The organism is Shewanella sp. SW24, from assembly GCF_025653395.1.
In the GTDB taxonomy this organism is placed as follows: Bacteria; Pseudomonadota; Gammaproteobacteria; order Enterobacterales; family Shewanellaceae; genus Shewanella; species Shewanella oncorhynchi.
The window spans coordinates 299,743-313,055 of sequence record NZ_JAKKSH010000002.1; the positions used below are offsets into that span (position 1 = coordinate 299,743).

Genomic DNA, 13,313 nt, shown 5'->3' on the forward strand with positions numbered 1-13,313 from the left:
ACACATGCCCAATATTGCTACAGAGGGAAAACGTTAACCAAGCAGTAAAATCTCATAAAATTTTACGTTTAACATCAAATCAATACATCTCAATTGGCACTAAGGTTGGATCTAAAACTTACTCCATCATATCCACCTTTTAGGGTGGTAGAGGTCAAACCATCAAAATTCACACTAACTTACTCACACCCAGCAGACTGCTTGCACGGGTAAATCCAACTAACATTGCATTTGCTACTTTAGCACAAAATTTTAGTGTCAGTATCGCGATAAGTTTATTGAGTAACAATTAGTTAGACTTAATCAATTAAGTCTTCCCCCGATAATTCAGCACTTTCTTAGCGAGAGAAAACCATATATGGACCCATCCGGTTTGCAAGACATTCGATATCAATTTTGAGAAGAGTTCATTGCACCCATATATTCGGCCTGTTATTGAGGGATTCCTCTGGCCCTGATGGATATTTGCTTCTACTGTCCTTATCATCCCTGCGGCTTCATCAGAGCCTATGTTTTCGTAAGGTTTTTAGTAGATCAGTCTGACTGTCTCATCATCAAATCAAGTGTCTTAGCAACTTGCTGGTTGGTTAATCGTTAACATACTTACTCCCACTGTGTCGCAACACCGCTCTGGCGCCGTGGATGAATAGCGTACGTAAATAGGCGTTTCCCCGCTTACTTATCCCGAGGAGGTTATCTTTCCCGCCACTGCTGTGCTGCTTAGGTACTAAGCCACACCAAGCTGAAAAATGTCGGCCATTGCTAAAGTCTTTACCGTCACCCACTGCAGCATAAATCGCCGTAGCGGTGACAGGCCCAACACCAGGAATAGTTTGTAATCGCTGAYAAATCAAATTGTTATGAGTTTCGTTTASTACTTGGGTGTCACAACTCTTAAGCCGTTTTTCAATGTCGATAACCTCATCATATAACTGATAAAAGATGGCTTTACCCTTGATGGTCAGCATATTGGCTTCATCGACCAAAATATCTGGTAACTGGGCTTTAAAAGCCGATTTACTTTTGGTAATGACAATACCGTATTCTGCTAACATGCCTCGCACTTGGTTGATTAAGGCTGTTGATTGTTTAGTTAATCGTTCGCGCATACGGTGGAGCAGTTGCACATCTTGCTGCTCGACGCTTTTGGGTTTTACAAACCGCATGTTGGGCCGCTGCGCAGCCTCCGCAATGGCTAGCGCATCGTTGTAGTCATTTTTATTACCTTGCCTAAAAGGAACCACATACTGCGGGGCAATTAACTTAACTACGTGCCCAAATTGCTCAAATTCTCTGGCCCAATAACTCGCGCCGCCACACGCCTCCATAACGATAAGGCAAGGCTCAATTTTCGCGACAAAGGGCAGCAAGTCTTTGCGTCTAAGCATTTTCTTTTTGATTAACTTGCCTGCTTTATCGACACCAACAGCATGAAAAACAGACTTTGCGATATCTAAACCGATTGTAGTAATCTTCATAGGTGGACCCGTCCTCTTTCTGATGAGTTTTAGCGACTACATCGTGGCCCATTGCGAGGCCGATTAAAAGTGGATGGGTCCATTCTGCCATGGCAAGCCTGTATGAGTCGAAATCAGCAAACGCAAAGCTCCTAATAACTGAAGTTATAGGCCTCACTAGATGACTACCCAGCACTAACCAACATGTTCCAGCCGCAAACCGAGTTACGATGAATCACCAAAATTAGCTCAAACCCAACCAATTAAAAATTTATATAAAATGGTTTTCTCACCACCAAATTACACAAAACGCTTTCCAACCTCCGAATACAAAAAAAGCGATAAACCCAGTGAGTTTATCGCTATTTTGTTGTCTTGTTATTTCAGCATTCTTAAAGCACTAAATCGCACTTGAATGCTGATAATCCAAATTCACTATGCCATTATAGGCCGCACCATTGCTGATGCGGCAATGGATTACTTAACGATTTCCATCTCAGCTAATAAATTGTCGGCATGATCTAAATACTTCATTACCCACAGCATATAACGGCTGTCGACATGAATAGAACGGTTAATCTCGTTATCAAATGCCCAACCGCCGATAATGCTTTCATACACACCGTCGAACAATAGGCCCACTAATTCAGCACGGCCGTTTAAGGTCGGTGAGCCAGAATTTCCGCCAGTAGTATCTAAAGTTGATAAAAAGTTTACTGGTACAGAATCTATTGATTTCATATAGAAATCACCATATTGCTTCTGCTTAATCAGCTCTAACTCTTTCTTCGGTGCATCGAATGGGTCAACACCCGTGTCCTTTTGCACTATGCCTTCAAGGCGAGTGAATGGCACGGCCACTAAACCGTCTTTTGGCGAATAGCCTTTCACATGGCCAACTGTGACACGCAGGCTAGAGTTAGCATCGGCATACACAGGCTTACCCTGCTCAAGGTTATAGGCAATAATGGCATCCATATATTGCGGACGCACCTTCATTAGTTCACCCGCTAATTCTTTTTCTTTCTTTTCTTCGGCCATATCGGTGTCATACATAGCGACAGCGAATTGAATGAAAGGATCTTTAGAGGCTTTAAAATCGGCAACGGATTTGTCCATCCACGCCAGACGAACGTCTTTCTTACCTAACTCAGTTTTGGCGTACATTTTATCTAAGGTTTTCGAAAGCTTAGCTTCACTAAACTTTTTATCGATACCAAAGGCTTTATCCAATGCGGGTAGGCGCTGATCTTCTGGCAGTGCGGCGTAGCGTTTTAGCATGTCGAGCAATACCGCTTTATCAACGCTTGGCGCATAACGACGGTCAATACGCTCCATGCTGGCTTTTAGACGTGTCATATCACGATCTTGGAAGCCCGGTTCACGCTGCATATCTGGCAGTTGTTTCTCGTTCGCGAGGCGATATAAGCTGCGCGCCGTCGGCAACATAGTCGTGCTGCCTATGTAGCTTAAGATCATGTCACGCTCTTGATGCGTTTTGCCTTTGGCAATCAAGGCATCTAATTCCGCTAAGGTTTTACCGTATTTCGCTTCACGACTGCTGTCTTTGGCTATCCACGCCGCAAGCTTAGCTTCGAGGGCTTTACGGTCAGCCAACATGGTTGATTTGCCGTAAAACTCGATCATAGAAGTGAAGTTTTTCGCGTAATTTGCAAGGCCAGCAATTTGACTCTCGTACTTAATACGCTCGTCACTGCCCTCTGGGGCGGTTTCTTTAATGATCTCAATAAAGCGTTCACGCAGCATTTTGCCTTCTGGATAAGCCCACTCAAACTCATTTTGAACTTCAGTGGCTGTGCGATATCTGTTGGTGCGACCTGGGTAGCCTGCCACCATCACAAAATCCCCCTCACTCACGCCTTTAGCCGATACTTTTAAGAAACTTTTTGGCTCATAAGGCACGTTGTCAGCACTAAATTCTGCTGGTTTACCTGCTTTAGATACATAAGCACGGTAGAAAGAAAAATCGCCTGTGTGACGTGGCCACATCCAGTTGTCTACATCGCCGCCGTATTTACCCACGCTCGCGGCTGGGTTATAGACTAAACGCACATCACGGATTTCCAATTGCTTAACCAGATAATATTCGAGACCACCGTGAAAGCTATACACTTGGCAACGGTAACCATCTTCTTTTTCACATTCAGCAACTAAGGCTTTCTCTTGGCTTTCAACGCCTTGATAGAAGGCGCTACCCACTTTACCTTCAAGCCCGTTTTTAACTCGCTCAGTGACATTAGTGACATCTTCAGTCACATAGACACGTGAGCCAGGGGTCGCAGGTAATTCATCGGCGAAGGTCTTAGCTAAAAAACCATCCTGCAGCAGATTTTTCTCAGGAGTGGAATTGTATTGAATTGCCCCATAGGCACAGTGATGGTTAGTCACGACTAGGCCCTTTGGCGATACAAATGATGCAGTGCAACCGCCAAGGCTTATCACGGCATTCATCGGGAATTCGGTGAGTTTAGAAATCGATTTTGCATCAATTTCAAGGCCTTTTGCTTTTAGCTCATCAGCCATTGCAGGCAGTTGATGGGGCTGCCACATACCTTCGTCAGCCTGTGCGCCAAAACTAGCGGCCACGGCAACTGTGAGTAACCATTTTTTCATTGTGTTAAGTCCGTTTTATGTGAATGAAGCCACGCGCAAGCTGGGCCATTTTCTCGTTTTAATAGCGTTGTTTTAATTTTAAATAACTGTGCTAAAACCCAGCATCACTCGCTTTAAAACCTAAAAAGCAAAAAGTCAGGCCGGGGCCTGACTTTATCACATGCGACACTCTCTATAACAGACTCTGAAAAACTCGCTTACAAAGCAAATACATTTAATCAAAGTTACCCAGATGTATTCGCTAAAAAGCCCTCATCTATCGCAATGAATTAGATCCCAACAAATAGCTGGGCACCCACAATCACGGCACCTAACAAACCTGCAATGACTAACGCAACAGATCCGCCAGACACTTGATAACCCCCAAGCTGCGACTGACGTTGACGCAGTGCCATAACAATGGGCAAGAAGATAATCATCACGACCAATGGTACGGCCGCAAATCCCAGTACCGCCACAAAGCCTTCAGGCAAATACAAGGCACACAAGACAGGCGGAATAAAGGTCAGTAACCAAGTTTGAATACGGCCGGCAAACGTTTCTTTGGCGCGAGTTAATTCGGCGATAAAGTCATATAAACTTAAGGTCACACCCAGGAATGAGGTCACTAAGGCTAAGTCAGCGAATAATGAAATACATTTGCTGATCCAAGGTGTATGAGCAATATCCTGCAATGCCGTGACGAGTGAAGGTAGTGAACCTTCAAAACTATTCACCTCATATCCGCCGACAGTGCCTAAAGTCACCAATAACCACAGAACATAGCAAGCAAGTGGGATCGTCGAGCCGATTAACAACACTTTACGCAGTGATACCGCATCGCCATCGAGATAACGCACTAAAGTGGCGATACAGACGTGGAAACCAAACGAAGTAAACACTACGGGAATTGCCGCCATCCAATTGCTGGTCATAGACTCGGCAATCGCCCCAGTTGCCATGCTAGCAATACTGACTTCGGGCAATAAAAATAATACCACCACCACGAGCAATAGAATCATTAACGAAAATAGGAAACGTGAAACTTTATCGACCCAAGCAACACCTAGCGCCGCAAAGCCACCGAGCACCAGTGTAAATAACAACACTGCGACTTGATTATCGAGCACGATATCGAACATGTTCTTCGCTTTAAGCACTAATAACGAAGAACCGCCGGTGAGATAAGCCGCGGTCAAGGCAAATAATAAACTCAGGAAAGAAGCACCTTGAATTATTTGACCTTTTTTACCCAGTAACTTACCCGTAATAGCATGCACGTTATCCCCCACGCCAGTGCGTAAGTTAATTTCGAGCATAAGTAATGAGGTATAGGCGGACACGCCCCAAATAACGACGAGTAACACTAAAGCAGGGATAATACCTAAAGCCGCTGTGGCTAAAGGTAACGCTAACATACCTGCGCCAATGGCCGTCCCGGCAACGATGGCGATCGAGCCTAACATTTTTGAATTCACACAATAGTCCTGTTCAATAATTAATTATTATTTTATTTGAGTAAGATTTGAACCGATAAAGCCTTGCGTCTTAAATCGAAATAAGCGACACATCACTTAAAGCATCCAATCAGATCTCGACCTAGCAGATCAATTGGCCCCAATAGCTTTTGAATGTTTCAACCCAGTAGCCATTGAGGCTAACTAAATCGATTATTGAAAAATGGCATGACTTTCAATTGTGATAGCCCAAATTAATGTACCGATATAAGCATCGATTAAATAGATAGTTTGGGACATTAACAGAGCCAAACCCAGTGGGCAAGCCAGTTGTGAACAAAGAAGGGTAGCAAACGGTACGGTAACAACTTAATAGCGCTGTGATAAACGAAAATAAACAAGCCAACAAAATCGCTACCTTTGTTGAGAATACCTGTAATCTTGTATTAGGCTCGAATCAAAATAAAGCCGGTCTTTTTCCATCCGATGCAGACAAAAAGGGCTTAAACACACGGATATGTTTAAGCCCAATGACACCTTTTTGAAGCTAGGTTAGCTCAAAAAGTTAATTTACAGCTCAGTCCACGCCATAGCCCAAGAAGCGCCAACACCTGGCTCAAATCCTGTGGCAGAAGCCGACCACTGCACGCAATAGCCGCTATAAGGGAATGGCTTGCATTGATACACTTTGCCATTTTTAGGCTGTAACACTGTAGTACCTGCAACGTAACCTTTCACGCCTGCTGGGAATACAAAATCAGCTTCTGGTGCAGGAGCTTGATCCTTTAAGAAGAGATCAAAGTTCTGCTGAATAACATCACCTTGTTTAGGCTCAGCTTTTACCTGCAAATGATAATGCCCAGCTTTAGGCTCAACGACGTCTAACACTAAGCTCGCGCTGGTATTGTTAACAGTTTGGCTCACAAAACCTGACGCGGTGCCATCATGGCTAAACAAATACGCTGACACTAGCATCTCAGCGTTACTGGTTACATCAAAGCTGACCTTCGCCGCACCATCGATAATTTGATAATCGTCGGCAAGTGAAGTGACTTCTAAGCTGTTGCCCGGAGCAGGAGCTAAATCAAATCCGACTTCGACACGCTCAATACCTGAGTTTTTCGCTGTAAAAATGTCGTTTTTGCCATACACAGGCTCAATCACACCCGATGCATTTTTTTGTCCCGCTTTTAACTGGGACTGCTGGGCGTTAATTGCGCTCGCTAATAGGAAAGGCCAATTTTGTTTATCACCTTGAGTCGCATCGCTAATGGTTATGACTGTTTGCTTAGCCGCTTGCTCACCATTGGCGTCAAACACACGGGTCATCACTTTATCGCCTGCTTTTAGATCGAGTGACGGATTGATATCCCCCACATCTTGCCATTCACTCGGCACAACAGGACCCGAGCCCAAGTTCACATCGATAGCATTGTAGAAACTATTCGTCGTATCTCCCACTTCCCACACGGCCAAGATCACTTGATAACCACTGCGACCTTCTGGCACATAGCAGTCATGGGTGACTAACTTAGGCGGCTGTTCCATACCACCATCAACTACGCAAAAGGGGGCTAAGTCAAAGCTCGCTCGGCTCAAAGCTTGGTTTGGGTTCCAATCTTGGCGAGTTAAATAGTAACGCCAATTACGGGTGACATGATTTGCTGTGAACTGCCAACTGAACTTATTCCAGCCCGCTTTAATATCCGTCTTTGCCCAACGGCTCGGACTTTGTTCATCCAAAGGTGAAAAAGCACCATTGCCAGCACTCGCCAATTTGCCATCAGCAGGACCTGATTCAGGAAAACCCGATGGCCCCTCAACACTTTGCGGCTCCCATTGCACCGCACCACAATTGGCATTTTTACCTGTTTTACAGGCATATGAACGCGATTCAGGTGCCACAACATAACCGTGCGCCTGCGCAGAGATACTCACAAACGCATTCATCGCCATTACTGCCGCGGCCAATAAACTCAATTTAGAAATAGGGGAAAAAACAGTAGGATTTGCCACTTTAATGCACTCCATTGATTGCCTATCATCCTAAACATAATGATAGGCTTAGATATAAAAGTGGTATTTGGGCAAACAACAGCATTAAACAGCAGTCGTTTATCTTTCACAGAAATCGAATTCTGCGGCAACTCCGCTATCTTAGTTCACTAAAAAATCCATTTACAACCTTAGACCGGAAGCTTTGCGTCCTAACTTTTCAATTAGTTTGCCAAATACAGTCGTTATCATTGAGTCACTACGAGTTAACAGTATGTAACCAAGTAGAAATGACTTGGCTAAATTAGCAACAAAAGACAACGTTGTCAAAAAATAATTCATTTATATTCATTGAGTTACAGAATGTGAATCGGTATTTTTCTGACACCTGTCAAAGATTTATCAGCACCGACTGTTATAAACTCGTGCTTGAAACTAAATCTTACCTAGGTATAATGCCCACCTCGCTTCGGGGGAGTAGCTAACTGGATTTCGAGCCATCGTCATCTAGGGTGAACATCAACATACTTGGCAACATGCCATGGTGTTCACAGCAAATCATAGATTTGCCCAGCAAGACCTGAGCACAATGACCGCACCTAGGGGTGGACGGTTTATTGTGCTTATGTCATAACCACCCCTAAAGGATCACACTTGGAAGCCCTACTTGCCTCAACCTTTACGGTTGCTATCGCCGAAATTGGTGATAAAACTCAATTACTTGCACTAATCCTCGCCGCAAGATTTAAAAATAAAACCGCCATTATTTTAGGTATTTTGCTGTCGACATTATTTAACCATTTTGCCGCAGCTTGGATTGGCCAATGGGCCATTAACTGGGTAAGCCCAGATCTTGCACGTTATTTAGTGGCCGCGTCCTTCTTTGCAATCGCTCTTTGGGTGTTAATCCCCGATAAAGTCGATGCAGAGGAGAGTCGTTTCTATAAAATGGGTCCCTTTCTCGCCACCTTTATCCTGTTTTTTATCGCCGAAATGGGGGATAAAACGCAAATCGCAACTGTGGTATTAGCCGCAAAATACGATTCATTAACTATGGTGGTTGCTGGCACAACCTTAGGCATGCTGCTTGCTAACGTACCCGTAGTGATCGCAGGCCACTTCAGCGCCGAAAAATTGCCTATGTTGTGGATACACCGTGGCTGCGCCGTATTGTTCGCACTCTTAGGCGTAGCAACACTGTTCTTCTAAGAATCGAGGCAGGGGTTTTGCTGCAGAATAAAATCTCTTCACGCAATATTTTATTCTTTTAAACCTAACCGTTTTGCAAGTCGGTGCAAATTACCTGTATCGATTTGCAATATTCTTGCACACGCAGCCCAATTTTGTTGATTCGCGGCTAAAACTTGACGAATAAGTTGACGCTGATATCTCTCAGTCGCAGCCTTAAGCCCCAGCATAACACTGGAATTATCTTGCGATTGTCGCTCAGGATAGGCCGACTCAGACCTAAATGCTAATTCAATGGCTGGCGTTGCGGCATCTGATGGCCTATCTTCGTCGACTGTTCTGTGTGCTTGATTCATCAAAGAATCGAGCTGAAAATGTTTATTACTTAAGCTGATGTAAGTCGTTTTTAGCTCGGCTTTCGCCAACACCGCAGCCCTGTGTATCGCATGCTCTAGCTCACGCACATTACCCGGCCATGTGTATTGCTCTAATAACTGCTGCGCTGCGGGTGTGATATTGATATGGGTGAGTCCTAACTTCGCTTTACAACGTTCAAGAAAAAACCCTGTCAGCATAACAATATCTTGCCCACGCTCTCTTAATGGTGCTACGTGGATAGGAAATACGCTCAACCTATGGTAAAGGTCGAAACGAAAACGCCCTTCCGTTGCCTCTTGGTGCAAAATTCGATTAGTGGCGGCAATAATCCGAGTATTAACCTTTAGGCTCTTATCACTGCCAACTCGCTGTAATTCACCGTATTGTAAAACCCTCAATAACTTAGCTTGCAGCCCCAAAGGAAGCTCCCCGATTTCATCTAAAAACAAGGTCCCCTTGTCAGCGAGTTCAAACTTGCCTTGCCTATGACTGATCGCCCCCGTAAATGCCCCTTTTACATGTCCAAATAACTCGCTTTCGGCGACGGACTCCGGCAGTGCTGCGCAGTTCAAATAGATAAGTGATTTATCGGCTCTGGTCGATTGATTATGTATCGCCGCGGCCACTAACTCCTTACCCACACCGGTTTCGCCGGTAATTAATACCGATAAATCAGTGCCTGCCACAGCACTTATCTGCTGCTTTAGCGATTGGATCTGTGTGGATTGTCCTATGATCTCCTGCTGACTAGCAGGACGATTGAGCACCTCAGTGCCATTGGAAACTTCAACAACTTGGGATTCTAGCTGTTGCATCAATAACGCAGTATTAAGACTGGCTGCGGCCAGTGCGCTGATCACACGCAACTCGCTATCACTAAAACCATCAAACTGATGAGGGTTGAAACCATCAATGGTGAGCGCCCCAATTAAGCGATCGTTCGCGATTAGTGGTAAACCAATGCAAGCATGTACATGTAAGTTCGCACTATGATGTGAAATTAAACCATCATACGGATCGGGAAGTTCACTGTCGGCCGGGAAACGAACCACATCGCCAGCACGGGCGATAGCCTCTAATCTCGGATGTTCACTAATTTGAAAGCGCCGCCCTAACACTTCGGCAAAGAGCCCATCTATCGCCAAGGGGACAAATTGCTGCTCCCGAAATGCCAATAATGCCGCAGCATCACAATTGACACGCCGCCTGACCACTGCCAACAAACGCTCAAATCTGTCTTGCGTCGACACGCCGACAGTTAAATCTAAGGCTAACTGAGTTAAATCAGCATGGGCACTCATAGCACATCCACAGTCAAATAAAGTCATATTGACAATAGTGTAATGTCAATTTGACTAATATCAAATTGTCATTATGACATCAGCAAGTGATTTAAAATGTTGAAATACGCTAATACCAATAAAAATCAAAACCTTAAAATATTGGCATAGTGAGTGCAATAAGAGATTTAACTAAATAAGCAAGATTTACGTAGCGCATTCATTATTAATTATCACAGGTGTATTTATGACTATTCATGTAAAAAACAATATCCACTGGGTGGGCCAACGCGATTGGGAAGTGCAAGATTTTCATGGTACTGAGTACAAGATAACTAAAGGCACAAGCTACAATAGCTACCTTATCCGTGAAGAAAAAACCGTGTTAATTGATACAGTTGATCATCGGTTTAGCCAGCAATTCTTACAAAATCTTGAAGCTGAAATTAATTTAACCGACATAGACTATATTGTGATGAACCATGCAGAGGAAGACCACTCAGGCGCCCTGACTGCATTAATGGCCAAAATTCCTAACACTCCAATTTACTGCAGTGAAAATGCGGTCGACTCCATTGTAGGACATCACCACCACCCAGAATGGAATTTCATTACCGTAAAGACAGGGGATAGTTTAGCGATAGGCAATGGTAAGCAACTGATATTTATCGAAGCACCTATGTTGCATTGGCCAGATAGCATGATGACATACCTCACCGAAGATGCGGTTTTATTCAGTAACGATGCCTTTGGCCAACACTATTGCGACGAACATTTATTCAATGATGAGGTTGATCAAAATGAATTAATGGAACAATGCCTACGGTACTACTCAAACATTTTAACGCCCTTTAGCAGCCTAGTAACGGCTAAAATTCACGAAGTATTAAGCTTTAATTTACCTGTAGATATGATCGCAACTTCACACGGCATTGTGTGGCGTGATAATCCAGCCCAAATTATTCACCAATATTTAGCTTGGGCCGACGCTTATCAAGAAGACCGTATCACGATTTTCTACGACTCCATGTCCAATAATACTCGCATGATGGCCGACGGTATTGCTCAAGGTATCCATGATGTTGACCCCAATGTAGCGGTAAAAGTGTATAACGTCGCACGTCATGATAAAAACGAAATCCTTGCACAGGCATTTAGGTCAAAAGGTATTTTAGTCGGCTCATCCACCATGAATAATGTGATGATGCCTAAAATTGCCGCCATGCTTGAAGAAATCACGGGCCTGCGTTTTCGCAATAAAAAGGCGGCAGCTTTTGGTAGTTATGGCTGGAATGGCGGCGCAGTCGATAGAATTCACACTCGTTTGATGGATGCTGGTTTTGAAACCTCGGTGGGATTAAAAGTCAAATGGCGTCCCGATCGAGATGCGATGCAAGAATGCCGTCAGCACGGCCAGCGAATCGCGCGAGAATGGGCATTGCGGCCCCTTGATAGCGCTAATAGTCGCTCTATCATTAATCAAGTCATGTCAAAACCTAGCCAAGCCACCACGGCCAGTCAAACAGCTGAAAATACTGCAACTAATAACGTCCCTGTGACGGCACCGATTGCAACAAAAGCGTGCGAATCAAATGATACACAATCAATGATTTGCACCGTTTGCCAATGGGTTTACGACCCTGAAAAAGGAGAACCTAATCAAGATGTCATTGCTGGCACACCTTGGACTCAAGTGGCCGAAGACTTCCTCTGTCCCGAATGTGGCCTAGGTAAAAGCGTTTTCGCTGTCATAAAAAATGAGGTGACTAATGTCTAAACCTATCGTCATTATCGGCAGTGGATTCGCGGCATATCAGCTAGTCAAAACACTGCGACGTTTAAACCGCGAACAACCGATTACAGTTATCACAGCCGACTCTGGTGACGAATACCATAAACCAGATTTAAGCCATGTGTTTAGCCTTAAAAAAATGGCGTCAGACCTCATAAAATTGACCGCGACTGAATTTGCACATGAGCAACAAATTGATGTAATAAATCACTGTGAAGTCATAAAAATAGATAAAGTTCGTCAGGTAGTCTGTTGCCATCAAGGACGCGAAATTGCGTACAAAAAATTAGTGCTTGCCACGGGTGCACGACCCTTTATTCCGCCTATAGAGGGGGATGGCGTCGATATCATCCACACAGTTAACAGCTTAATGGAGTATCAGGCCTGCGAAGCAGACATCCATGGCGCGAGGAGAGTACTGGTTATCGGTGCTGGTTTGGTCGGAGTTGAACTGGCAATGGACTTAGCAACTGCGGGTAAGCAAGTGTTTTTGGTCGATCCACAAGCGAGCTTAATGCCGAATATGCTACCCGAAATGTTAAGCCACAAACTGACCGCTGTACTAACGCAGCATAACGTCACAGTGCAATTGCAAACCCGAGTCAGCCAACTGCAACACCAAGATGGCAGTATCTCTGTGTGCCTAGATAATGACCAGCGGTTTATTTGTGATGCGGTTATCTGTGCAGCGGGACTTCTCCCTAACAATCAACTTGCCCAGCATGCGGGGCTAGAGGTCAATAAAGGTATCGTCGTTAACGAATGCTTACAAACCAACGATGCCCATATTTATGCGCTAGGTGATTGCGCCCAAATCAACGGCCAAAATAGGGCCTATTTGCAACCTGCGTTACTGAGCGCCAATGCACTGGCGAACACATTACTGAACCAACCGACAGCAGTGAATTTTCCCGCCATGCTCATTAAAGTGAAAACGCCACTGTTACCTATGCAACTCAGCGGTATAACAGTGAATGGCGTCCATCGCTGGCAAGTCGATATTGATGCTCAAGGAAGCTGTATTAAAGCATTCGACGTGGATGAAACATTTATAGGATTTATCGTAACCGAGGATAAAATGCAGCAAGCATTTGGATTGTTAAAGCAGCTAAATAGCCCTAACGCGGCACTCATCGCGGCCTAAGAGCATATT

The 13,313-nt window shown here is 44.5% G+C and carries 7 protein-coding genes, 1 pseudogene and 1 riboswitch; of the genes and pseudogenes, 3 read left to right on the forward strand and 5 right to left on the reverse strand.

The genetic code is table 11. The features are described from left to right. Window positions 1-602: 602 nt before the first annotated feature. The 4 genes and pseudogenes from L5M17_RS03100 to gbpA all read right to left on the reverse strand — a co-directional run. Window positions 603-1,478, reverse strand: a pseudogene (locus L5M17_RS03100) (IS110 family transposase); the annotation flags it as partial. A gap of 456 nt (window positions 1,479-1,934) precedes the next feature. Next, window positions 1,935-4,091, reverse strand: coding sequence for a S46 family peptidase (locus L5M17_RS03105; RefSeq protein ID WP_198572959.1), 2,157 nt, complete (start codon window positions 4,089-4,091; stop codon window positions 1,935-1,937). A gap of 269 nt (window positions 4,092-4,360) precedes the next feature. Then, on the reverse strand, window positions 4,361-5,536 hold the full coding sequence (locus L5M17_RS03110; protein ID WP_173248682.1) for an aromatic amino acid transport family protein: 1,176 nt from the start codon (window positions 5,534-5,536) through the stop codon (window positions 4,361-4,363). Between the two features lie 561 nt (window positions 5,537-6,097). Then, window positions 6,098-7,543, reverse strand: coding sequence for an N-acetylglucosamine-binding protein GbpA (gene gbpA / locus L5M17_RS03115; RefSeq protein ID WP_263145137.1), 1,446 nt, complete (start codon window positions 7,541-7,543; stop codon window positions 6,098-6,100). A 123-nt stretch (window positions 7,544-7,666) separates the two neighbouring features. Continuing rightward, window positions 7,667-7,766: riboswitch (cyclic di-GMP riboswitch) on the reverse strand. Between the two features lie 410 nt (window positions 7,767-8,176). On the opposite strand from gbpA, the gene L5M17_RS03120 reads away from it, so the two are divergent. Then, window positions 8,177-8,731 carry a TMEM165/GDT1 family protein gene (locus L5M17_RS03120; protein WP_131524629.1) on the forward strand — a complete coding sequence of 185 codons (555 nt, stop codon included), beginning with the start codon at window positions 8,177-8,179 and terminating at the stop codon, window positions 8,729-8,731. A 50-nt stretch (window positions 8,732-8,781) separates the two neighbouring features. Here the strand turns inward: L5M17_RS03120 and norR are convergent, their stop codons facing one another. Next, window positions 8,782-10,389 (reverse strand): nitric oxide reductase transcriptional regulator NorR, encoded by a 1,608-nt coding sequence (gene norR, locus L5M17_RS03125; protein WP_263145141.1) that lies wholly within the window; start codon window positions 10,387-10,389, stop codon window positions 8,782-8,784. Between the two features lie 226 nt (window positions 10,390-10,615). Here norR and norV point away from each other — a divergent pair, with 226 nt between their 5' ends. Both norV and norW read left to right on the forward strand, forming a co-directional pair. After that, window positions 10,616-12,145 (forward strand): anaerobic nitric oxide reductase flavorubredoxin, encoded by a 1,530-nt coding sequence (norV, locus tag L5M17_RS03130; RefSeq protein WP_263145143.1) that lies wholly within the window; start codon window positions 10,616-10,618, stop codon window positions 12,143-12,145. Further along, entirely contained in the window at window positions 12,138-13,304 is a 1,167-nt protein-coding gene (norW, locus tag L5M17_RS03135; protein WP_263145145.1) for an NADH:flavorubredoxin reductase NorW, read from the forward strand. The genes norV and norW overlap by 8 nt, the downstream gene beginning before the upstream one ends. Window positions 13,305-13,313: the final 9 nt, after the last annotated feature.

Excerpts from the sequence above, each read along its gene's own strand:
- L5M17_RS03105 (WP_198572959.1), bottom strand. The coding sequence starts at position 4,091 with ATGAAAAAATGGTTACTCACAGTTGCCGTGGCCGCTAGTTTTGGCGCA.
- L5M17_RS03110 (WP_173248682.1), bottom strand. The coding sequence starts at position 5,536 with ATGTTAGGCTCGATCGCCATCGTTGCCGGGACGGCCATTGGCGCAGGT.
- norR (WP_263145141.1), bottom strand. The coding sequence starts at position 10,389 with ATGAGTGCCCATGCTGATTTAACTCAGTTAGCCTTAGATTTAACTGTC.
- norV (WP_263145143.1), top strand. The coding sequence starts at position 10,616 with ATGACTATTCATGTAAAAAACAATATCCACTGGGTGGGCCAACGCGAT.
- norW (WP_263145145.1), top strand. The coding sequence starts at position 12,138 with ATGTCTAAACCTATCGTCATTATCGGCAGTGGATTCGCGGCATATCAG.